Here is a 22,558-nt window from a genome sequence, read left to right on the forward strand (position 1 = left end):
CCCGGAATTCCGGACGCAAGGCGCGCCGCCTGGGCGTCGGACGGGGCATCCGGTCCGGCGGCTGCGCCCGTCAGATAATCTGCGCGATCTGCCCTTCCTGGGGCAGGTGTTGCCAGGCCTGTTCGCGCAGCTTGGCGCGGATGCGCGCCGTGGCCTGCGACCGGAGCTGGCAGACGCGGGCCTCGGTCACGTTCATGATCGCGCCGATTTCCTTCAGGTTCAGGCCCTGCTCGTAGCACAGCGACAACAGCAGTTTCTCGCGGTCGGGCAGGGTGTCGATCGCCAGGATCAGCGCCTGGCGGAAATCGCCGGCCAGCAGCGAGTCCAGCGGGTTGCCGCCGGCGGTGCCGTGATTCAGCGTGGCGGTCCAGTCGGTCTGGCCCGACGCGGTGTCGGGCTCGGTGGCGAAGTCTTCGTAGTGGACGATCTGCACGCCCTGGGCGTCGTGTAACAGCGTCTGATATTCAGCCAGCGGCATCTCCATCTGCTGCGCGATCTCGGCTTCGGAGGGCGCGCGCATCAGGCGTTGTTCGAGTTGCTGGATGGCCTGTTCGATCTTGCGTGCCTTGGCGCGCACGCTGCGCGGCAGCCAGTCCTGGCCACGCAGTTCGTCGAGCATGGCGCCGCGGATGCGGGTGGTGGCGTAGGTCTCGAACTGGGCGTCGGCGGTCTCCTGGTAGCGGCGCACCGCATCCAAGAGGCCGATCATGCCGGCCTGGATCAGGTCGTCGAGTTCGACGCTGGCCGGCAGCCGGGCGAGCAATTGCAGGGCCAGCTTCCGCACTAGCGGGGCATATTCGACCAAGCTGTCATCTGCGTGGGGCATTGCGGGAGTGTCAGGCGGTGTCCATCGTGACGCATTGTCGGTTGTTGTCAATTTGCGACATTGTCGACAAACGCGCGGCTACGCTAAAGCTAGCAATATTTTGTGATCGAAAGGTGTCATTGTCGGCAAAAGCCGGTATTTCATTCCTTAAAGCACGCAACGTTTTGAATGCTTATTTGCCAAATTGACGTACATTTGTCAGGACTTTCTATGTCAAGGTGTATCTAAAGTCTCAAGTTGCGCGATATCAACAAAGATTTGTCATATAAGTCATAGAAAATGACATGACCTGTGGTAAATTTTACTTAAATTGCGAACAAATGATACATTTCGCATTAAAACAGGATGCAGCGGACACTGTGCAACAAACGTTGCCATTGTCCTTGGTTATCAAGCCCCTTCGGTGGGATAGGGAATAGGGAGTCGGGCGTGCAACAAGTCGAAAATTCTTTGCTGGCAGATATCCGTGAGGTGAATCTGTCCTACCTGCTTCTCGCGCAGCGCATGCTGCGCGATGACTATGCTGCATCGATGTTCCGTCTGGGTTTCAGCAACGAGGTTGCCGATATCCTGATGCGTCTTTCTCCGGCTCAGCTGGTGAAGCTGGCCAGCTCCAGTTCGCTCCTGTGCCGTTTCCGTTTCGACGACTACAGCCTGCTGTCGGCCCTGACCCACGACGTGCTGGGCGGCGCGCTGCAGCAAGCGCACGCGACGATCCTGCTGGCCAAGCAACCTGTTGAAGAACTGGCCTGACGGCCTGTCGATTCCCACTCGGACACGTGTAATGGCCACCAAGAGCGTTTCGCAGGAAGCGGATGACATCCTGCTAGCCAGCTCCATGATCACTCTGGGCGCGCGGCTGCAGGTGTTGGAGGCTGAAACCAGCCTCAGCCACGACCGCCTGGCACGTCTGTACCGCGAAATCCGCGGTTGCTCGCCACCGAAGGGCATGCTGCCTTTTTCGGTCGACTGGTTCATGACCTGGTTGCCGAACATCCATTCCTCGCTGTTCTACAACGTGTATTCGTTCCTGAACACGCGCACCAGCAGCAAGGGCATCCGCGCCATCATCGACGCGTACCGCCTCTATCTCGAGAACGCCGGCGTGGACAACGCCGAATCCGCCGAGCCCGTGCTGAGCTTCACCCGGGCCTGGATGCTGGTGCGGTTCTTCGATAGCGGCATGCTGCAGCTTTCCGCCTGCCGCCAGTGTGGCGGGCATTTCATTGCGCACGCGCATGATCCGCAGTCGGATTTCGTGTGCGCAATCTGCCGTCCGCCACCCCGGGCCGGCAAGACCCGTGCCGCCGCCAAGGCGCGCGCGGGCAGCCGATCCGTGCCAGCCGTAGACGCCGCCCGTTCCTGAGCGGCGCGTCCAAATACATCAAAAGCCCTGGAAAACTCCCCGTAACCCGCCTTTTTGGGACGGGGGGAACAGGGGATCATTGACGCCGGTTTTAGACTTCGTTGGCAGGGGCCTGATGTGTTGATTGTTATCGGTTTTCTAGTGGTGATCGTGTCGGTCATCGGCAGCTTCGTAGCGCTGGGCGGCCACATGGGCGCGCTTTACCAGCCGTTCGAGTTGACGCTGATCTTCGGCGCGGCCTTCGGCGCCTTCCTGGCCGGCAACAGCAAGAAATCGCTGATGCTCGTGAAGAAGGCGCTGCCCGACACGCTGAAAAGCTCGCGCTACGGCAAGGACGTCTACATGGAGCTCATGGCGCTCCTGTACGTGCTGCTGAACAAGGCGCGCCGCGAAGGCCTGATGGCGATCGAATCGCACATCGAGGATCCTGCCTCCAGTCCGATCTTCAGCGAGTATCCGCGCATCGCCAAGGACGAGAAGCTCATGGAGTTCATCACGGACTACCTGCGCATCATGATCAGCGGCAACATGAGCTCGTTCGAGATCGAAACGCTCATGGACGAGGAAATCGAAACCTACCGCCACGAGCGCGAAGTGCCTGCCAGCATGATCCGGCAGATGGCCGACGGCCTGCCTGCGTTCGGTATCGTGGCCGCGGTGCTGGGCGTGATCAAGGCACTGGCCGCCGTGGATCAGCCGCCCGCCATTCTCGGCGACCTGATTTCCAAGGCCATGGTGGGCACCTTCCTGGGCATTCTGCTTGCCTACGGCTTCGTCGGTCCGCTGGCCTCGCGCATCGAGCGCCGCACGGACGAGGCCATGAAGGTGCTGGAATGTATCAAGACCACGCTGCTGGCCAGCATGAACGGCTACCCGCCGCAGCTCGCGGTCGAATTCGGCCGCAAGGTGCTGTATTCGTCGGTGCGGCCGACTTTCGGTGAGCTGGAAGAGCACGTCCGGCAGACCAAGTCCACCGCCAAGGCCTGACGGAGCGGGCCATGAGCACGGTAAACAACCACCGTGTGGTGATCCGCCGCAAGAAAGTCCACGGCGGCGGACACCACGGCGGAAGCTGGAAGATCGCCTACGCCGACTTCATCACGGCGATGATGGCGTTCTTCCTGGTGATGTGGCTGATCAGCATCGTGCCGCGCGAGGAACTCAAGGGCATCGCCGAATACTTCCGCATGCCCTTGCGCGTGGCGCTGACCGGCGGTCCCAGCAGCTCGGCCGAGACCAGCGCGGTCCCCGGGGGCGGCCGCGACCCGCTGCGCAGCGACGGCGACGAGCGCCGCGCCCAGGGCAACCGGGTCGAGGCCCAGCCGATGGGTGATGCCGAACGGCGCGACCAGCACCGCCTGGAAAACCTCAAGAGGCGGCTGGAAAACGTCATCGAGAACAGTCCGGTGCTCAAGAGCTTCCGGCCCCAATTGCTGATCGACCTGACCACCGAAGGTCTGCGGATCCAGATCATCGACAACCAGAACCGCCCCATGTTCGCCACCGGTCGCGCCGAGGTGCAGCCCTACATGCGCGACATCCTGCGGGAATTGGGGCCGGTTCTGAACGAGCTGCCCAACAAGGTCAGCATCTCGGGCCACACCGACGCGTCGCAGTACGCCCGCGGCGAGCGCGCCTATAGCAACTGGGAACTTTCGGCCGATCGTGCGAACGCCTCGCGCCAGGAACTGGTGGCCGGCGGCATGAATGAAAGCAAGGTCATGCGCATCCAGGGTCTGTCCTCGAGCATGAGTCTCGTTAAAGATGATCCATATGCGGCCGTTAATAGACGTATCAGCCTAGTGGTGCTCAACCAGAGCACCCAGCGGCGCATCGAAAGCGAGAACGCCGCGGCCGCGGACGTCAGCGCCAAGGATGCCCGCGAGGTTGGAACGGCCGTGGAGGCGGTGAACGCCGCCGCCCAGGCCACGACGGCAACCAAGCAGGGCGACGCGGCGGCAACGCCGCCCGCCGAAGGGGCTCGATAGCAATGGCGGCAACGATTCTGGTGGCGGACGATTCGGCGACGATGAGAATGATCGTCCAGGCGACGCTGACGGGCGCGGGATGGAAGGTATTGACGGCCGGCAACGGCCAGGAAGCGCTGGAGGTGGCCAAAAACCATCCGGTGGACCTGGTGGTGAGCGACTGGAACATGCCCGTGATGGGCGGCCTGCAACTGATCCAGGGCCTGCGCGAACAGGAACAGTACCTGGACGTGCCGGTGCTGGTGCTGACCACCGAAGACGACGTGGACAGCAAGATGGCGGCGCGGGATCTGGGCGTATGCGGCTGGCTGTCCAAGCCGGTCGATCCCGATGTGCTGGTGGAATTGGCGTCCGAATTGCTCGATGAGCAATCCGGCGCGTAGGCAAGTTCATTTATGAAGGCGTACGGGTCATGAGTTCTGGTTTGGACCTCAGTCAGTTTTACGAGACCTTTTTCGACGAGGCGGACGAACTGCTCGCGCAAATGGAGCAGTTGCTGCTCGAGCTCGACGTCGGCGCGCCCGACATCGAGCAGCTCAATGCCATTTTCCGCGCGGCCCACTCGATCAAGGGCGGCGCGGCGACGTTCGGCTGCTTCAACCAGCTGGCGGGCACCACCCATCTGCTTGAAAACCTTCTGGACGCGATCCGTCGCGGCGAAATGGCGCTGCGTACGGACATGATTGATATTTTCTTGGAAACGAAAGACGTGCTCAAAAGCCAACTGGATGCCTACCGGGCCTCCGAAGAGCCCGATGAAGCCGTGTTTGAGCGCATCTGCGCGGTGTTGAGGCAGCTCGCCCTCGAGCACAAGGATCCTGCGGCTGCCGCAGCCCCGGCCGCCGCGCCTGCGCCGGTCGCCCCGCCGCCGGTGCAGGCCCCGCCCGTGGTCGAGCCCGCGCCCGTGGTCGAGGCGGCTCCTGCCGCCGATGCCGCCGGCCTGCCGCTGCGCGTGCGCATCACCAAGGTGTCGGACAAGGACGCCGAGTCGCTGCTCGAAGAGATGGGCAACCTCGGCCAGGTCAAGGCCAGCCAGCGTGCCAACGGCGTGCTGACCGTCTGGGTCGACAGCACCTGCACCCCGGACGACATCGAGGCCGTCTGCTGCTTCATCGTCGACGCCGACCAGCTCAACATCGCCCGTGAAGCGCCGCCGGCCAGCGCGGCAGAGGCGGCGCCCGCGCCCGTCGCGGCGGCGGCGCCCGCCGTGGCCCCGGCGGTGGCCCCTGAACCCGCGCCGGCGCCTGTTGCCGCGCCCGCCGTGGCCGAGTCGGCCGCCGCTGCCGAAGCCATCTCGCAGGCCTCGCGCACCAGCCGCGCCGCGGCTCCGGCCCACGTCGACAAGGAATCCACCTCGATCCGCGTCGGCGTGGAAAAAGTCGACCAGGTCATCAACCTGGTGGGCGAACTGGTCATCACCCAGGCCATGCTGGCGCAGACCGCGTCGACGCTGGACCCGGTGCTGCACGACCGCCTGCTCAATGGCATGGAGCAGCTCGAGCGCAACGCGCGCGACCTGCAGGAAGCCGTCATGTCGATCCGCATGATGCCGATGGACTACGTCTTCAGCCGCTTCCCGCGCCTGGTGCGCGACATCGCCGGCAAGATGGGCAAGCAGATCGAATTGCAGACCTACGGCCGCGCCACCGAACTCGACAAGAGCCTGATCGAGCGCATCATCGATCCGCTGACGCACCTGGTGCGCAACAGCCTGGACCACGGCATCGAGACGCCCGAGAAGCGCGTCGCCGCCGGCAAGGATCCGGTCGGCCAACTGGTGCTGTCTGCCCAGCACAATGGCGGCAACATCGTCATCGAGGTCAGCGACGACGGCGCCGGCCTGAATCGCGAGAAGATCCTCAAGAAGGCCATGGCCCAGGGCCTGCCTGTCAACGAGAACTCGCCGGACGACGAAATCTGGCAACTGATCTTCGCGCCGGGCTTCTCCACGGCCGAGAAGGTCACCGACATCTCCGGCCGCGGCGTCGGCATGGACGTGGTGCGCCGGAACATCCAGGACATGGGCGGCCACGTGCAATTGTCGTGCGAGCCGGGCAACGGCACCACCACGCGCATCGTGCTGCCGCTGACGCTGGCGATCCTGGACGGCATGTCGGTGCGGGTGGGCGAAGAGACCTTCATCCTGCCGCTGAACCACGTGACCGAATCGCTGCAGCCGACCAACGACCAGATCTACTCCGTGGCTGGCAACGAGCGCGTCATGCACGTGCGCGGCGAGTACCTGCCGCTGGTCGAAATGCACCGCGTGTTCTCGGTCAGCGAGGCCCAGACCGACCCGACCCAGGCCATCGCCGTCATCATGCAGGCCGAAGACCGCCGTTTCGCGTTGCTGGTGGATCACCTGATCGGCCAGCACCAGGTGGTGGTGAAGAACCTAGAGTCGAATTACCGCAAGGTCCCCGGCATCTCCGCCGCCACCATCCTGGGCGATGGCAGCGTGGCGCTGATCGTCGACGTATTTGCGCTTGCGCGCGCCAACCGTGAGCGTTGGTCGCAGCCCGAAGCCATTCTGAATTGATGGAGAAATAGCCCCATGGCAGCCAAACCGCAAGCGCAAGCCGCGCGCAATGAAGATGTCGGCAACGAGTTCCTGGTGTTCACGCTGGGCGACGAAGAGTACGGCATCGACATTCTGAAGGTGCAGGAAATCCGCGGCTACGATGCCGACACGGTAACCCGCATCGCCAATGTTCCGCCGTTCATCAAGGGCGTGACCAACCTGCGCGGCATCATCGTTCCGATCGTCGACCTGCGCATCAAGTTCAACCTGGGCAGCGTCGAATACAACGAGCAGACCGTCGTCATCATCCTGAACCTCGATCGCCGCGTGGTCGGCATCGTCGTCGATGGCGTGTCGGACGTGCTGATGCTCAACGCCGGCCAGATCCGCCCGGCGCCGGAGTTCGGCGCCACCCTGTCCACCGAATACCTGACGGGCCTGGGCACGGTCGACGAACGCATGCTGATCCTGGTCGACATCGAGAAGATGATGACCAGCGATGAAATGGCCCTGGTGGAGAAGGTCGCTTCCTGATCGGAAGGACCGGACCCGGATGCGCGACCGGCGGGGCGGGGCCCCGGCGGTGGCGACCTCCTAGGGAGATGGGCGCGCCATATTGGGGAATCGATATGGCGCTTTTCCTTAACGTTTGCAGTCAGGAGTGGTGCTTGTGATGCGCAAGTTTCTCGCGAACATGACGATACGCAGCAGCCTGTTGTGGGTGCTGGCGTTCTTCTCATTCATGTTGGTGATCGGAGCCGCACTGGGCGTGTTGTCGTTGCGCATCAGCAATGCGACGCTGGCGGAAATCAAGCAATCGCAAGAACTGAACGACGCGCTGGGCCGTGTCGTCTTGAGCTACAAGGACACCCTCAATGGCCTGGGCCGCGCGGCCACGTCCAATTATGGCGACATCGTCCGCAGCGTCGGTCAGCCCACGCTGCTGGCGCAGGGCCTGTCGAGCGAGGCAGCCGGCCTGCTGGAACGCGCCAAGGCGGCGCAGAACAAGGGCCAGGCGGAGTTCGACTATTTCAAGACCCTGCCGCGACCGGCCGAGGCGGCCGAGTCCCTCAAGGAAGTCGAGGACTCGTATGGCGCGCTGGTGCAGCAGGGCGTGGTGCCGCTGACCGCCGCGCTTGAAAAGGCCGACATGCCGGCCTACCAGGCGCAGGTGCAGAAGGTGCAGGATGCGCTCGAAGGGCGCTTCGCCCGCGCTGTCGAAGGCTTTGATTTCTGGCGCGCCAGCAAGATGCTGGACGCGTTCGAGGTGGCCCAGGTGCGCTACCAGTTCGTGCTGCTGGCGGTGAGCGCGGGCGGCGTGATCGCCGCGCTGCTGGTGTTCGCCACCTATGTGTTCCTGCGCCGCCGCGTGCTGCAGCCGCTCAAGGACGCCGGCCATCATTTTGACCGCATCGCCGGCGGCGACCTGACCGCGCGCGTCGAAGTCCGCAACACCAATGAGATCGGCCAGCTTTTCGCCGCGCTCAAGCGCATGCAGGAAAGCCTGACGCGCACGGTGGCCTCGGTGCGTCGGGGCGTCGACGAGATCAATACCGGTTCGCACGAGATCGCCGCCGGCAACACCGACCTGTCCAGCCGCACCGAGCAGCAGGCTGCCTCGCTGGAAGAGACCGCCGCTTCGATGGAAGAGCTGGCCTCGACGGTCAAGCAGAACGCCGACAACGCGCGCCAGGCCAACCAATTGGCGGCCAGCGCGTCGGACGTGGCCGAGCGCGGCGGTTCGGCCGTGGCGGAAGTGGTCAACACCATGCACGGCATTTCCGCCAGTTCGCGCAAGATCTCCGAGATCGTGTCGGTGATCGACGGCATCGCCTTCCAGACCAACATCCTGGCGTTGAACGCGGCGGTGGAAGCGGCCCGTGCCGGCGAGCAGGGCAAGGGCTTCGCGGTGGTGGCGGGCGAAGTGCGCTCGCTGGCGCAGCGCAGCGCGCAGGCGGCCAAGGAAATCAAGGGCCTGATCGAGGACTCGGTGACCAAGGTCGGCGCGGGTTCCGAGCAGGTCGAACGGGCGGGCGCGACGATGCAGGAGATCGTGGCGTCGGTCAAGCGCGTGACGGACATCATGGGCGAGATCTCGGCGGCGTCCGAGGAGCAGTCCAGCGGCATCGACCAGGTGAACCGCGCGGTGTCGCAGATGGACGAAGTGACGCAACAGAACGCGGCGCTGGTGGAAGAAGCGGCGGCCGCGGCCGGCTCGCTGCAGGAACAGGCGCAGCGCCTGGCCGAGGCGGTGGCGGTGTTCAAGATCAACGTCGGCGAAGTGATCGAAGTGCCGGCCCATCGCCTGTCTTCGGGTCGCTCCGCCGCCGGCGACGATTCACGGCTGCAAGCGCCAGACGCGCTTGCTCTTGAGCGCTGAGGGCGGCAGTGGCGACAGCAGCAAACATGGCGCCGTCCATTCCGGTGGACCGCCAATTCGATTTTCGCGACGCGGACTTCACCCGCGTGCGCAAGATGATTCACGCGCGTGCCGGCATCTCGCTGGGCGCGCACAAGCGCGAAATGGTCTACAGCCGGCTGGCGCGGCGCCTGCGCGCGCTGGGCCGGCAGGACTTTGCCAGCTATCTGGACCAACTGGAGAACGAGCCGGACGCGGCCGAATGGGAAGATTTCGTCAACGCCCTGACGACCAACCTGACCGCGTTCTTCCGCGAGTCGCACCACTTCCCGATCCTGGCCGACTTCGCGCAAAAGCGCGGCGGCCCGGTGTCGGTGTGGTGTTGCGCGGCGTCCACGGGCGAAGAGCCATACTCCATCGCGATCACTTTGGCCGAGGCCCTGGGCCCGCGCGCCAGCGCCTGCTCGGTGCTGGCGACCGATATCGACACCAACGTGTTGAACCGGGCGCGCACGGCGGTCTATCCGGCCGAGCGCGTGGCCAAGATGGAAGAGAGCCGCCTCAAGCGCTTCTTCCTGAAGGGCCGCGGCGCCAACGCCGGACAGGTCCGGGTGCGTCCCGAGATTGCCGACATGGTGCGGTACGAGACGTTGAACCTGCTGGCGCCTTCCTGGCCGATCAGCGAGAAGTTCGACGTCATCTTCTGCCGCAACGTGATGATTTACTTCGACAAGCCGACCCAGGCGAAGATCCTGGAGCGGTTCGTGCCGCTGCTCAAGCCGGGCGGCCTGCTGTTCGCGGGCCATTCCGAGAACTTCACCTATATCAGCCGGGATTTCCGTCTGCGCGGGCAGACAGTCTACGAATGCGCGGGTAAGGCCTAGGCGCGCCTTCGGGGCAAGCTCCTGGCCAGACTGAGGCGGTAAACAATGCAGAAAATCAGAGTTCTATGTGTGGATGATTCCGCGCTCGTGCGCGGACTGATGACCGAGATCATCAACAGCCAGCCGGATATGGAAGTGGTTGCGACCGCGCCCGATCCGTTGGTGGCGCGCGAGCTGATCAAAAAGCACAATCCGGATGTGCTGACGCTGGACGTGGAAATGCCCCGCATGGACGGGCTGGATTTCCTTGAGAAGCTGATGCGCCTGCGGCCGATGCCGGTGGTGATGGTGTCGTCGCTGACCGAACGCGGCGGCGAAATCACGCTGCGCGCGCTCGAACTGGGCGCCATCGACTTCGTCACCAAGCCCAAGCTGGGCATCCGCGACGGGTTGCTGGAATACACCGAGATCATTGCCGACAAGATCCGCGCGGCTTCGCGCGCCAAACTGCGCACGCCCAGCCCGCACGCCCCGGCCGCCGCGCCGGCGCCGATGCTGCGCCGGCCGCTGGCCAGCTCGGAAAAGCTGGTCATCGTGGGCGCCTCCACCGGTGGCACCGAGGCCATCCGCGAAGTGTTGCAGCCGCTGCCGCCGGATAGCCCGGCGATCCTGATCACGCAGCACATGCCGGCCGGTTTCACGCGCTCGTTCGCGCAGCGCCTGGACGCCCTGTGCGCGGTGACGGTGCGCGAGGCCGTGCACGGCGAGCGCGTGCTGCCGGGCCACGTGTACCTGGCGCCAGGCGGCGAGATGCACATGCGCCTGGGGCGCAGCGGCGCCAACTACGTGATCGAGCTGGAGGCCAGCGAACCGGTCAATCGCCACCGCCCGTCGGTGGATGTGTTGTTCAATTCCGCCGCCGTGGCGGCGGGCAAGAACGCCATCGGCGTCATCCTGACCGGGATGGGCAAGGACGGGGCGGCCGGCATGCTGGCCATGCACCGCGCCGGCGCCCATACCATTGCGCAGGATGAAGCCAGTTGCGTGGTCTTCGGCATGCCCCGGGAGGCCATCGCAATCGGTGCGGCTGACGAAGTGGTGCCGCTGTCGGCAATGAGTGAGCGCATTCTGACTCGCCTGGGCGACCGGGGACACCGCGTTTGACGCGGTTGTGATCCCGATCGATCTCAAGCAAATTTCTTCTGGAGTAAAAGATGGTAGACAAGGGCATCAAGATTCTGGTGGTGGATGACTTCCCCACCATGCGGCGGATCATCCGCAACCTGCTCAAAGAGCTGGGTTTCGAAAACGTGGATGAGGCCGAAGACGGCGCGATCGGGCTGGAGAAGCTGCGCAACGGCGGCTTCCAGTTCGTCGTGTCCGACTGGAACATGCCCAACCTGGACGGCCTGGAAATGCTCAAGCAGATCCGCGCCGACGCCAGCCTGGCCTCGCTGCCGGTGCTGATGGTGACGGCCGAGGCCAAGAAGGAAAACATCGTCGCGGCGGCCCAGGCCGGCGCCAACGGTTACGTGGTCAAGCCTTTCACCGCGGCGACGCTGGAAGAGAAGCTGGTCAAGATCTTCGAGAAAATTGGCGGCTGAGGTGTGCAATGAGCACGACGCAGAATGTTGACTCGACGGAATCGCCCGACCTGATCCACCGTATCGCCTCGCTCACCCGCATGCTGCGCGACAGCATGCGCGAACTGGGCCTGGACCAGGCGATCAAGGACGCGGCCAACGCCATCCCCGATGCCCGCGACCGCCTGCGCTACGTGGCGCAGATGACCGAACAGGCCGCCAACCGCGTGCTGAACGCGACCGAGGCGGCCGGTCCGATCCAGGACGGCATGTCGCGCTCGGCCCAGGCGCTGGATAGCCGCTGGCAGCAATGGTATGACCAGCCGCTGGAACTGCCCGAGGCCCGTGAACTGGTCAAGGACACCCGCGCCTTCCTGCAGGACGTGCCCAAGCAGACGCAGCAGACCCAGTCCAAGCTGATGGAAATCATCATGGCGCAGGACTTCCAGGATCTCACCGGCCAGGTCATCATGCGCATGATGGACGTGGTCGGCGCGATCGAGCGCGAGCTGCTGCAGGTGCTGCTGGACAACGTGCCGCAAGAGCGTCGCGACGAAGCCAACAGCCTGCTCAACGGCCCGCAGGTCAGCCCGCAGGGCAAGGCCGACGTGGTCACCAGCCAGGACCAGGTCGACGACCTGCTGGCCAGCCTGGGCTTCTGAGCCCGCCGGGCGGCGGGCCGCGCGGGCCCGCCTGCCGCCATGCCCGCTGGCGGGGCATGGTCGTATTCCCTAAGGGTGCGAACGCGCGCCCTTGGGTAGACTGCAACACAACAAGAATCGGGGCCGCAGCAGGAGACAGGGCGCATCGCGCCCAGGCAACGGATGCCCACAGAAGGCGATCCGGGCCGCACAAGGAGGTGCCATCTTGGCCAGATCCGTATTCCGATTCGGGGGCATCTGGGGTTTGTTGCGCCGGCTCAACCGTGGCCGCGCCACGCTGTCCGAACGCCCGATTTCCCTCAGCCCGGCCGCCTGGCCGCTGTACCGCTTCCTGGCCGGCGTCCGTAGCCGCATCGCCACGGTGCGGCAATCCAGCATCGAGATCGCGCTGAACGCCGCCCGCACCCAGTTCCAGGCCGGCCGCTGCGCGCTGCTGGCCCAGGAGCAGGCGCGCGCGGCCGAGGCGCTGGCGGCCAGCGGCGCCCAGATCGCGGCGCTGTCGGCGTCCACCTCGACCCATGCGCGCGAGATCGCCCAGGTCTCCGGGCAGAACCTGCGGGCGGCCGAGCAGGCGCTGGCCGAGCTGTCCGAGGTCAAGGAGCGGGTCGACCGCATGACGCGCGAGATGGCGGCGTTCACCGACGTGGTGGCGCAGCTGACCGGCCGGGCGCGTTCGGTCGGCGACATCAGCAAGCTCATCAAGGACATCGCCCTGCAGACCCAGTTGCTGGCGCTGAACGCCGGGGTGGAGGCGGCTCGCGCCGGCGACGCCGGGCGCGGTTTCGCGGTGGTGGCCAGCGAGGTGGGCCGGCTGGCCGAGCGGGTCAACGCCGCCACCAGCGACATCGGCCGCCATACCGGCGAGATGCTGGAGCTGGTCGATACGACCCAGCGCCAGACCGGCACCCTGCGCGAGGACGTGGACGCGTCCGGCGCGGTGCTGGACAAGACGCGCCAGGATTTCCAGCACTTCGTGCGCGACTTCGACAGCATGAACCGCCAGGTGGGCGAGGTGGTGCAGGCGATCGGCGAGGTCGACGCCACCAACCATGGCATGAGCCAGGACGTCAGCCGCATCGCCGCGCTGAGCGCCGACGTGCGCGAGCGGGTGGCCAGCATGTCCGGCGAGATCGACCGCATCCGGCGCCAGACCGAAAGCGTGCAGGAGGTGCTGTCGGACATGCGCACCGGCAATACCGCCTTCGACCGCCTGTCCGAGACGCTGGACGCTTTCCGGCTGGCGGCGATCCGGCTGCTCGACCATGCCCGCGAGCGCGGCCTGGACGTGTTCGACCGCCATTACCAGCGGATCGCGGGCAGCGAGCCGCCGCGCTACCACACCGGCTATGACCGCGGCATCGACGAGGCGCTGACCCGCCTGCTGGACCGCGTGCTGGAGGCCGTGCCGGGCGGCAGCTATGCGCTGCTGGTGGACGCGCGCGGGTATGCCCCGGCGCACAACAGCCGCTATTCGCACCCGCCCAGCGGCGATCCGGCCCAGGACATCGCCCGGGTGCGGCACAAGCGCATCTTCGACGACCCGGTCGGAGCGCGGCTGGCCGCCAACACCGAAACCCTGCTGTTTCAGACCTACTCCCGTGATACCGGCGAGATCGTCAACGACATCTCCGTGCCCCTGTTCCTGGGCGGCGAGCACTGGGGCGCAGTGCGGATCGGGCTCGATTACGTGCGTTTTCAGGCCACCCTGGACGCCGGCGGATCGGCGCGGCCGGTGGTCGCGGCGGCCGGCTGAACCAGACCGATCCGCCAGGCTGGCGGGGCAGGGCGTCCGGTCGCCGGCCCGCCCTGGCCGGCCCGGCCCGGGCGCATCCGGGAATAGCGCCGCTTTCCCCCCGTTTCTTGGCTTATCGCCCAAGGCCCAGGCCTCCTAGAATCTCGGCGGGTAGCTCGTAATCCGTCAATCCGCGAGCCGCAACGACACCGCAGAGCATGGCCGAAGAAAGCGACCTCGAGAAAACCGAAGCCGCCTCTCCCAGGCGCCTGGAAAAGGCGCGCGAGGAGGGGCAGATTGCGCGTTCCCGGGAACTGGGCACGTTCATGATGCTGGCCGCCGGTGTCGCGGCGATCTGGGCCGGCGGCGGCACGATTTATAAGGGACTGAGCGGGGTGCTGCGCAACGGCCTGGCGTTCGACCAGCGCGTGGTGGCCGACCCGGGCGTGATGGTCGAGCAGGCCGTCAACGGCTTCGGCCAGGCCCTGATGGTGATTCTGCCGATCTTCGGCCTGCTGGCGGTGATCGCCGTGCTGTCCAGCGTGTTGCTGGGGGGCATTGTCATCTCGGGCAAGCCGCTGTCGCCGAATTTCTCCAAGCTCAGCCTGTTCGCCGGCCTCAAGCGCATGTTCTCGTCGCAGACCGTGGTCGAGCTGATCAAGGCGCTGGCCAAGGCCCTGCTGGTGGGCGGCGTGGCGGTGTGGATCATCTGGCGCTACCACGACGACATGCTGGGCCTGATGCACGTGGCGCCGGCCGCCGCCCTGACCAAGGCGCTGAGCCTGGTGGCGATGTGCAGCGCCTTCATCGTCGCTTCGCTGCTGGTGATCGTGCTGCTGGACGTGCCGTGGCAGATCTGGAGCCACCTGAAGAAGCTGCGCATGTCCAAGGAAGACGTGCGCCAGGAACACAAGGAAAGCGAAGGCGATCCGCACACCAAGGCCCGCATCCGCCAGCAGCAGCGCCAGGCCGCGCGCCGCCGCATGATGTCCGAGGTGCCCAAGGCCGACGTGGTCGTGACCAACCCGACCCACTATGCCGTGGCGCTCAAGTACGAGGAAGACAAGAACGGCGCGCCGCGAGTGCTGGCCAAGGGCACCGGGCTGGTGGCGGCCAAGATCCGCGAACTGGCCGCCGAGCATCGCATTCCCACATTGGAAGCGCCGCCCCTGGCGCGCGCCCTGTATCAACACGTCGAGCTGGGGCATGAAATCCCGGCCGAGCTATATACCGCGGTCGCGGAAGTGCTGGCGTGGGTTTTCCAGTTGCGCTCGTGGCGCTCGGGATGGGGGGTCGAACCGACGGCGCCCAAGTCCCTGCCCGTGCCGGCCGCGCTGGACCCGCAGGCAAAGACCGCAGCACAAGGAGCTTAAGGAATGAGCGCTCTGCTCACCATGTTGAAAAGCAACGGAGCCACGCACGCGCGGCTCCTGGCCGGTCCCATCCTGATCGTGATGGTGCTGGGCATGATGGTGCTGCCGCTGCCCACCTTCCTGCTGGACCTGCTGTTCACCTTCAACATCGCGCTGTCGGTGATGATCCTGCTGGTGGCCATGTTCACCCGCAAGCCGCTGGATTTCGCCGCCTTCCCGGCCGTGCTGCTGTTCGCCACGCTGCTGCGCCTGTCGCTGAACGTCGCCTCGACCCGGGTGGTGCTGCTGCACGGCCACACCGGCCCGGACGCGGCGGGCAAGGTGATCGAGGCCTTCGGTCATTTCCTGGTGGGCGGCAACTTTGCCGTCGGCATCATCGTCTTCATCATCCTGACCATCATCAACTTCATCGTCATCACCAAGGGCGCGGGGCGGATCGCCGAAGTCGGCGCGCGTTTCACCCTGGACGCGATGCCGGGCAAGCAGATGGCCATCGACGCCGACCTGAACGCCGGCCTGATCGGCGAGGACGAGGCCCGCAAGCGCCGCGCCGAGGTGTCGCAGGAATCCGACTTCTTCGGCTCGATGGACGGCGCCAGCAAATTCGTGCGCGGCGACGCCATCGCCGGCCTGCTGATCATGGCGATCAACATCATCGGCGGCCTGATCGTGGGCGTGGCCCAGCACGACATGTCGATGAGCGACTCGGCTCGCGTCTACACGCTGCTGACCATCGGCGACGGCCTGGTGGCGCAGATCCCGGCGCTGGTGATCTCGACCGCCGCCGGCGTGGTGGTGTCGCGCGTGTCGACCGACCAGGACATCGGCCAGCAGATCATCAGCCAACTGTTCTCCAACCCCAGCGTGATGTTCCTGACGGCCGGCATCATCGGCATCATGGGCCTGATTCCCAACATGCCGCACATCGCCTTCCTGACGCTGGCCGGCGCGCTGGCCTGGGGCGGCTGGGCGATGCACAAGCGGCGCAAGGCCGCTGAGGTGGCGGCCAGCGAGGTGCCGCAACAGGCCGTGACGCAGGCGCAGGCCGCCGCGGCCGAAGCCAGTTGGGATGACGTCTCGATGGTGGACCAGCTTGGCCTGGAGGTCGGCTACCGCCTGATCCCGCTGGTCGACCACGCCCAGAACGGCGAGCTGCTGCACCGCATCCGCAGCCTGCGCAAGAAATTCGCCCAGGACGTGGGTTTCCTGCCGCCGGTGGTGCATATCCGCGACAACCTCGAACTCAAGCCCAACGATTACCGCATCCTGCTGTCCGGCGTCGAGATCGGCCACGGCGTGGCGATGCCGGGCCAGTGGCTGGCGATCGACCCGGGCGGCGTGACCATGCAGATCAAGGGCACGCCCACCACCGACCCGGCCTTTGGCCTGCCGGCGCTGTGGATCGACGGCAGCCTGCGCGACCAGGCCCAGGTGGTCGGTTACACGGTGGTGGATGCCGGCACCGTGGTCGCCACCCACCTGAACCACCTGATGCACCGCCACGGCTCCAACCTGCTGGGCCGCCAGGAAGTGCAGCAGTTGCTGGACCGCATCGGCCGCGACGCGCCCAAGCTGGTCGAAGACCTGGTGCCCAAGACGCTGTCGCTCACCGCCTTGCAGAAGGTGCTGCAGGGCCTGCTGGCCGAGGAAGTGCCGATCCGCGACATGCGCACCATCATCGACACCCTGTCCGAGCACGGTCCGCGCCTGGCGGCGCTGGCAGCCGGCACGGGCGGCCAGCCCGACATCAACGAGCTGATCGCGCTGACGCGCCGGTCATTGGGTCGCGCCATCACCCAGCAATGGTTCCCGGGCGAGGGCGAACTGCGCGTGATCGGCCTGGACGTCAAGCTCGAACGCGTGCTGTCGCAGGCGCTCACCACCAGCGGCGGCCTGGAGCCTGGCCTGGCGGATACCCTGCTGCGCGAAACCCAGGCGGCGGTCGAGCGCCAGGAATCGCAGGGCAACGCGCCGGTGCTGCTGGTGTCGCCGGTGCTGCGCGCGCCGCTGTCGCGCTTCCTGCGCCACCACCTGCCGCAGTTGGGCGTGTTGTCGAATACGGAAATTCCGGATGAGCGCATGGTCCGTGTGACGGCGCTCATCGGCGGAGGTAATGGTCAATGAAAATAAGTCGCTTCTTTGGCGCGAACAGCCGTGACGTCATGCGCCAGGTGCGCCAGGTGCTCGGTCCCGACGCGCTGATCGTGTCGAACCGCAGCGTCGATGGCGGCATCGAGGTGCTGGCCACGGTGGAGGGCGCGTTCGACGACGCGTCGCCGCAGGCGCAGACGCCGACGCCGCAGGGGTATGCCGACGGCCACGCGCCGGCTCGCGCTCCGGCCGCGCCGGTGCCGCCGCAGGCGCCCGCGCCGTACGGTCACGCCGCGCCCGCCAACCTGGCGCCGCCTCCCTATGGCGCCACCCCGACCACGGCCTCGCAACCGCCTTATGGCGCGCAGTCCGGTTATGTCGCGCCGGCCGCCGCCGCGCCGCAGCCGGTCGCGCCGCGACCCGCCTATGGTGCGGCGCCGAGCGTCTCGCAACCGGCCTACGGAGCGCCGCCTGCGCCCGTCGCCGATGCGCAGCCCGCCTACGCGGTGCCGTCGCGTTCGATCGCCGCCTACCAGTCGGCCTACGCCGCGCAGTCTCAGCCCGAGCCGGAGGTGTCGGCGGAACCCGTCGCGCGTCAGGCGCCGCCCGCCGTGACGGCGGAAGCGGCCGCGCCCGCGGTGATGGCGCCCGCCGCGCCGGTGCGGATGGAAATGCCGGCCTTGCCGCCGGCGCGAGAGGTGCCGCCCGTGGCGCCGTCGCCGATGGCGCGCATGCCGGATGCGCCGCTGCGCAATGGTCCGGGGGTGCCGCCCGCGGCGCTGCCCAGCGATGCGGCGGCGGGCTTGCAGGACGCCATCAGCGCCTTGCGCGGCGCGCTCGAAAGCCGCATGGACGGCTTGCTGTGGGGCGGACGCCAGGGGCCGGGCCGCGAGCCGGCGGGCGCCGCCTTGTTCCGCAGCCTGCTGGACGCCGGTTTCAGCACCAAGCTGGTCCGCGCGCTGGTCGAGCGCATGCCGCAGGGCATGAGCGCCGAATCCGCGCTGGCCTGGGCCCGCAATGAACTGGTCACGCACCTGCCGGTGCTGGGATCGGAAGATGAATTCCTGGGCGGCGGCGTGTACGCGCTGGTCGGCCCGACCGGCGTCGGCAAGACCACCACGCTGGCCAAGCTGGCGGCGCGCTGCGTCGCGCGCGAAGGCCGCGAGCAGGTGGCCATGCTGACCACCGACAATTTTCGGATCGGTGCGCTCGAACAACTGCAGATCTACGGCCGCCTGATGGGCGTGCCGGCGCACTCCGTGCGCGACGCCGGCGAACTGCGCCGCGTCCTGGCCGAGCTGGGCAACCGCAAGATCGTGCTGATCGACACCACCGGCATCAGCCAGCGCGACCGCCAGGTGGCCGAGCAGGCCGCGATGCTGTGCAACGCCGGCAAGCCGGTGCGCCGCCTGCTGGTGCTCAACGCCGCCAGCCAGGGCGACACGCTCGACGAAGTCGCCCACGCCTATCGCAACGGCGTCGGCGAGGACGTGGCCGGCTGCATCATCACCAAGCTCGACGAGGCTTCGCGCCTGGGTGCGGCACTGGACACGGCGATCCGCCACCGCCTGCCCATCCACTATTCGTCGATCGGCCAGAAGGTGCCGGAGCACCTGGAGCTGGCGCGCGCCGACGCGCTCATCGATCGCGCCTTCGCCATGGTCGAGCGCGCCCGCGCCCTGTATTCGCCCAGCGAGGCCGACATGGCGTCGCTGTGGTCGACGTCGCGCGAGACCGAAGCGAGTGTCGATCCCGCGCGCCGCCGCCAATTGCTGGCTTCGGCGATCCTGCGTCCGCAGGGCGGCGCCGGCACGATCGAAGCCGCGCAGAACCTGGACGACACCCTGAGCTGGCTCGACAGCGACCCTGCCTGCGTGCAGGCCCGCGCCTCGTGGCGCGAGTATGTCAGCGACGGCGCGGGGTCGAGCCTCGCGGCGCTGGGCGAAACGCCGCTGGCGATGGTGCGGCGCGAATTCTCAACCACTTGCAGCCGCAATCTGCTGGTCATGCACGGCAAGGCCAGCATGAAGGGCGAGGCCTTGCCCGGGGGCACGCTGCTGAGCGCGGTGCTGATGAGCGATCGCGGCGCGGCCCTGGCCGCGCCTGCGCAGCAGTTGGTGCTGCCCCATGGCATGTTGTCGTCGTTCGCGCCGGCCGCCGCCGCGCAGCCGGACACGGCGCTGGCCCTGGAGGCGCGGGTGCGCTGGCTGAACGAACAACTGGCCCAGGTGCCGGCCGTGCACATGTTGGAAGCCGGCACCTCGGCGCTGTGGCAGAGCCTGAGCGAGCAGGGCGTGTCGTGGGTGGCGCGCAGTCCGGGCGGCATGCGCGTGATCCAGGACGAATGTCCGACCAATCTGAACGCGGTGGGCAAGAGTGTCGGCTATCTGCCGGTGGGCCAGCCGGGCGACATGCCCGGCCTGCGCGCCGTGCCCGGCACCCGTCCGGCGCCGTTGGCGCTGTGGGCCTCGGGCACCGAGATCGGCCTGCCTGGCCGCGGCGACGAAACCCGCTTCCGCCTGGTGTGCGCCCGCCTGATCGATACCGCCAGTGGCGAAGTGGCCGGCCAGTTGTTCGGCCTGACCAACCTTGCCGCCGGCCAGGCGGACGCCGCCACGGTGGCGCGCTGGCTGGTGCTGCAGGAAGAGGCGCGCGCCGGGTTCCGCTACATGGCCAATGCCTGGCAGGCGCTGCCCGCGGTCGATGGCGCGCATACGCTGGCGCGGCAGTCGCTGATGGCCGGCCAGTTGGGCGCGGCCTGCTGGCAGTTGGCGCATGCCTCGGCGGCGGACGGCGTGCGCGCCACCCTGGCCGGCGTCGTCAGCCCGGAGCGCAAGCTGTCCGGACGCCTGCTGCCGGTCGCGCTGTTGAAGATGTTCGCGATGCTGGAGATGGCCGGCGGCGTCTAGGGCGCTTCGACGCGGGGCCTTCAATGCAAGCAGCCCGCGAAAGCGGGCTGTTTGCATTGGGACGTCGGGATCCGGCTCAGCCGGCGACGATGGGCTTGCGGCCCGGCGTGGCGCGGGCGCCGCGGCCCTGGGCGTCGTAGGTCGAGGTGCCGCCCAGGCCGCCGATCTGACGCAGGGCGTCCAGCGATTGCTGGGTATAGCGCAGGTGCACGTCGATCAGGGCGCCGTTGCGCATATTGATTTCGTTGGCCGATGCCGACTTGGCCAGCAGCGCCTGCCAGACGTCGGACAGTTGTGGGTGCTGCACGGCGGCCTGCTCGGTGCCGGCATGGCCGGCGGGCAGGCCGATTTCGGCGAGCAGGCCATCGCGCGTGTGGCTGAGGTCGACCAACTGCTGGGCGATATTGCCCTTGCGCTCGGTGATGTCATGCAGCGCGTCGACGTTGCCCGGCCCGACCAGCACCTTGGTTTCTTCTTCCAGGATGGCGGAAAACTCGGTGATCAGGGCATCTTCCTGCTTCATGCAGGCTTGCAGGGATTCGACAGGGCTCATGGTCATACTCGGGCGGACGGGTCGAAAAAACGGCGATCTTGCAAAGGCAGTATTACTTCAGCAGGTCACGGGCGCTGGCGATCAGGCCATCGGCGATGCGGCTGGTGTCGATCTTGAGCTGGCCCGAGGCGATGGCGGCGCGAATCGCGGCGACGCGCTCGACGTTGATGTCGTTCGAACCGTCTTGCAGGGCCAGCATCTTGCGCGAGGCCGAGCTCAGCGCGACCTGCGAGCTGCTGGCGCCACTGCCGCTGCCGGCGCCGTAGGCCTGAGCGACCGCGGACTCGGCGCGAGGGCTGACCGCATCTGCCGAGATGGGCCGGTTGGTTGTCGAATTGATTTTCAAGGTTTTCTCCGCAGGGCGTCCTGGGTCGGTTTGCGACGGCTCCGCCTACTTATGTCTCTGTAACGACCGGGTCGGAAGGAACTTTAGGGTAGGAGGGCGCTAGCCGCAACGCGATATGTAACATTGCCTAAAGTTGTATTTCGACCAGGCCTGCGTTGCGCACCACGCCGCTGACCACCTGTCCGTTGGCGGTGCGGACCTGGACCGTCGCGCCCGGCGCCGCATTGTCCAGGGCCTGCCCCTCGCTGCTGACCACGAAACCCTTGCCGCGGGCGTTGATACGGACGTTCGAGCCGCGCACCACCGATTGGGCGTTGCGCAGGGCGGCGCCCTTGACCGGTTGGCCGGCGTTGATCCGGTAGGCCGCGGTCATGCCGACCACCGTATCGGGATTGGTGATGACCCCCGGGGGCAGGGCCACCAGGTCGCCGTCGCGCGGCGCCAGGTCGGCGGGCGTCAGGGCCTGGCCCGCCGCGATCATGCGCGACGCGACATAGTAGTAGCCCGGCACGCTGACCGTGGCCTGCACGTAAGTGGTCCAGGGCTTGGGCGCGTTGCAGCGCACGCCGACCGTCATGCGCGAGCGCAGCTTCATGCCGGACGGCATAAATGGGGACAAAGTATCGCACGGTGCCAGGCGCTCCGCCCGCGGCGGATCGATGCTCACCGAGGCCTGGCCGGGCAGGGAGGCCAGTTGTTCCAGCAAATAGGTCTGCGCGGCGATGATGATCGCCTCGGGCGCCTGGACGGCGGCGTCCTGCGCCTGGGCCGCCGGGGCCAGCAGCAGGGCGGCCAGGCAGGCGGCGCGCGCGCGGAGATTTGCGGGGAATTTCCTCATGTCCGAATTGTAGAAGCCCGCGCCGCTTGGCAATACGTGAATTGGATGAGAAATGACGGGTTATTTGGCTGATTGTGTTCTGCCACCCGCCCCTATGATGCCGTCATCCAATGGGATAACGGTGCGTCCGCTGTCCCGGACTCCATCCGTATTGAAGGCGATCCGATGCTAGACCGGCTTAACGAAGATTTCCGCTTCTTCCAGCAGTCCCTGGGGCTGCGCGCGCAGCGCCAGGAAGTGCTGTCCTCGAACATCGCCAATGCCGACACGCCCAACTACAAGGCGCGCGACTTCGATTTCAAGACGGCGATGCAGAACGCCATGGAAGGCACCAAGCGCCTGCCGGACACCTCGCTGACCCTGACGTCGGCTCGCCACATTCCGGCCAAGGCCGTGTCGCAGGGGCCGACCGATCTGCTGTATCGCCTGCCGTACCAGCCCAGCATGGACGGCAACACGGTCGACATGGACATCGAGCGGGTCCAGTTCGCCGACAACACCTTGCACTACCAGAGCACGATGCAACTGCTGTCGGGTCGCATCCGGACCATGATGGCCGCCATCCAGGATTGATTTTCATAGGGAAC

General features: G+C 66.7%; 21 protein-coding genes. 17 read left to right on the forward strand and 4 right to left on the reverse strand.

What is annotated here, in order from left to right:
* Positions 1-70: 70 nt before the first annotated feature.
* Positions 71-826: an RNA polymerase sigma factor FliA gene (locus tag AAID08_RS11500; RefSeq protein ID WP_064525472.1), complete on the reverse strand. Its 756-nt coding sequence runs from the start codon at positions 824-826 to the stop codon at positions 71-73.
* A gap of 429 nt (positions 827-1,255) precedes the next feature.
* Between AAID08_RS11500 and flhD the strand changes: the two genes are divergently transcribed.
* From flhD to flhF, 16 genes are all read left to right on the forward strand, one after another.
* Positions 1,256-1,579: a flagellar transcriptional regulator FlhD gene (gene flhD / locus AAID08_RS11505; RefSeq protein ID WP_006219025.1), complete on the forward strand. Its 324-nt coding sequence runs from the start codon at positions 1,256-1,258 to the stop codon at positions 1,577-1,579.
* A gap of 31 nt (positions 1,580-1,610) precedes the next feature.
* Positions 1,611-2,192: a flagellar transcriptional regulator FlhC gene (gene flhC / locus AAID08_RS11510; RefSeq protein ID WP_054504151.1), complete on the forward strand. Its 582-nt coding sequence runs from the start codon at positions 1,611-1,613 to the stop codon at positions 2,190-2,192.
* 117 nt (positions 2,193-2,309) lie between these two features.
* The gene (gene motA, locus AAID08_RS11515; RefSeq protein WP_006387509.1) at positions 2,310-3,179 is read left to right on the forward strand and encodes a flagellar motor stator protein MotA; all 870 of its coding nucleotides are present in this window, start codon (positions 2,310-2,312) and stop codon (positions 3,177-3,179) included.
* Between the two features lie 11 nt (positions 3,180-3,190).
* Positions 3,191-4,180: a flagellar motor protein MotB gene (motB, locus tag AAID08_RS11520; RefSeq protein ID WP_054504152.1), complete on the forward strand. Its 990-nt coding sequence runs from the start codon at positions 3,191-3,193 to the stop codon at positions 4,178-4,180.
* 2 nt (positions 4,181-4,182) lie between these two features.
* Complete coding sequence (locus AAID08_RS11525; RefSeq protein WP_054504153.1) at positions 4,183-4,563, forward strand: response regulator; 381 nt, start codon at positions 4,183-4,185, stop codon at positions 4,561-4,563.
* Positions 4,564-4,592: 29 nt separating this feature from the next.
* Positions 4,593-6,719 (forward strand): chemotaxis protein CheA, encoded by a 2,127-nt coding sequence (gene cheA / locus AAID08_RS11530; protein ID WP_269874910.1) that lies wholly within the window; start codon positions 4,593-4,595, stop codon positions 6,717-6,719.
* Positions 6,720-6,734: 15 nt separating this feature from the next.
* Positions 6,735-7,235, forward strand: coding sequence for a chemotaxis protein CheW (cheW, locus tag AAID08_RS11535; protein ID WP_006387513.1), 501 nt, complete (start codon positions 6,735-6,737; stop codon positions 7,233-7,235).
* 139 nt (positions 7,236-7,374) lie between these two features.
* Positions 7,375-9,081 (forward strand): methyl-accepting chemotaxis protein, encoded by a 1,707-nt coding sequence (locus AAID08_RS11540; protein WP_064528004.1) that lies wholly within the window; start codon positions 7,375-7,377, stop codon positions 9,079-9,081.
* Between the two features lie 26 nt (positions 9,082-9,107).
* Positions 9,108-9,944 carry a CheR family methyltransferase gene (locus AAID08_RS11545; protein WP_116793268.1) on the forward strand — a complete coding sequence of 279 codons (837 nt, stop codon included), beginning with the start codon at positions 9,108-9,110 and terminating at the stop codon, positions 9,942-9,944.
* Positions 9,945-9,989: 45 nt separating this feature from the next.
* Positions 9,990-11,048: a chemotaxis response regulator protein-glutamate methylesterase gene (locus AAID08_RS11550; protein ID WP_049074396.1), complete on the forward strand. Its 1,059-nt coding sequence runs from the start codon at positions 9,990-9,992 to the stop codon at positions 11,046-11,048.
* A 50-nt stretch (positions 11,049-11,098) separates the two neighbouring features.
* On the forward strand, positions 11,099-11,488 hold the full coding sequence (gene cheY, locus AAID08_RS11555) for a chemotaxis response regulator CheY (protein WP_006387517.1): 390 nt from the start codon (positions 11,099-11,101) through the stop codon (positions 11,486-11,488).
* Positions 11,489-11,496: 8 nt separating this feature from the next.
* Entirely contained in the window at positions 11,497-12,129 is a 633-nt protein-coding gene (cheZ, locus tag AAID08_RS11560; RefSeq protein WP_049074394.1) for a protein phosphatase CheZ, read from the forward strand.
* Positions 12,130-12,334: 205 nt separating this feature from the next.
* The gene (locus tag AAID08_RS11565; protein ID WP_395757655.1) at positions 12,335-13,882 is read left to right on the forward strand and encodes a methyl-accepting chemotaxis protein; all 1,548 of its coding nucleotides are present in this window, start codon (positions 12,335-12,337) and stop codon (positions 13,880-13,882) included.
* A gap of 197 nt (positions 13,883-14,079) precedes the next feature.
* Entirely contained in the window at positions 14,080-15,234 is a 1,155-nt protein-coding gene (flhB, locus tag AAID08_RS11570; RefSeq protein WP_054504543.1) for a flagellar biosynthesis protein FlhB, read from the forward strand.
* 3 nt (positions 15,235-15,237) lie between these two features.
* Positions 15,238-17,358, forward strand: a complete 2,121-nt coding sequence (gene flhA / locus AAID08_RS11575) for a flagellar biosynthesis protein FlhA (RefSeq protein WP_054504542.1) — start codon at positions 15,238-15,240, stop codon at positions 17,356-17,358.
* The gene (gene flhF / locus AAID08_RS11580) at positions 17,355-20,234 is read left to right on the forward strand and encodes a flagellar biosynthesis protein FlhF (protein WP_395757656.1); all 2,880 of its coding nucleotides are present in this window, start codon (positions 17,355-17,357) and stop codon (positions 20,232-20,234) included. Before flhA ends, flhF begins: the two co-directional genes overlap by 4 nt.
* A gap of 76 nt (positions 20,235-20,310) precedes the next feature.
* On the opposite strand, the gene AAID08_RS11585 is transcribed toward flhF, so the two are convergent.
* From AAID08_RS11585 to flgA, 3 genes are all read right to left on the reverse strand, one after another.
* Positions 20,311-20,787, reverse strand: coding sequence for a flagella synthesis protein FlgN (locus tag AAID08_RS11585; protein WP_054504549.1), 477 nt, complete (start codon positions 20,785-20,787; stop codon positions 20,311-20,313).
* Between the two features lie 52 nt (positions 20,788-20,839).
* Positions 20,840-21,133 carry a flagellar biosynthesis anti-sigma factor FlgM gene (gene flgM, locus AAID08_RS11590; RefSeq protein ID WP_006394436.1) on the reverse strand — a complete coding sequence of 98 codons (294 nt, stop codon included), beginning with the start codon at positions 21,131-21,133 and terminating at the stop codon, positions 20,840-20,842.
* A 127-nt stretch (positions 21,134-21,260) separates the two neighbouring features.
* The gene (gene flgA, locus AAID08_RS11595) at positions 21,261-21,971 is read right to left on the reverse strand and encodes a flagellar basal body P-ring formation chaperone FlgA (RefSeq protein ID WP_054504548.1); all 711 of its coding nucleotides are present in this window, start codon (positions 21,969-21,971) and stop codon (positions 21,261-21,263) included.
* Between the two features lie 165 nt (positions 21,972-22,136).
* Here flgA and flgB point away from each other — a divergent pair, with 165 nt between their 5' ends.
* Complete coding sequence (flgB, locus tag AAID08_RS11600) at positions 22,137-22,544, forward strand: flagellar basal body rod protein FlgB (protein WP_006394438.1); 408 nt, start codon at positions 22,137-22,139, stop codon at positions 22,542-22,544.
* Positions 22,545-22,558 lie beyond the last annotated feature (14 nt).

This window comes from Achromobacter sp. EB05 (genome assembly GCF_044232075.1).
In the GTDB taxonomy this organism is placed as follows: Bacteria; Pseudomonadota; Gammaproteobacteria; order Burkholderiales; family Burkholderiaceae_B; genus Achromobacter; species Achromobacter dolens.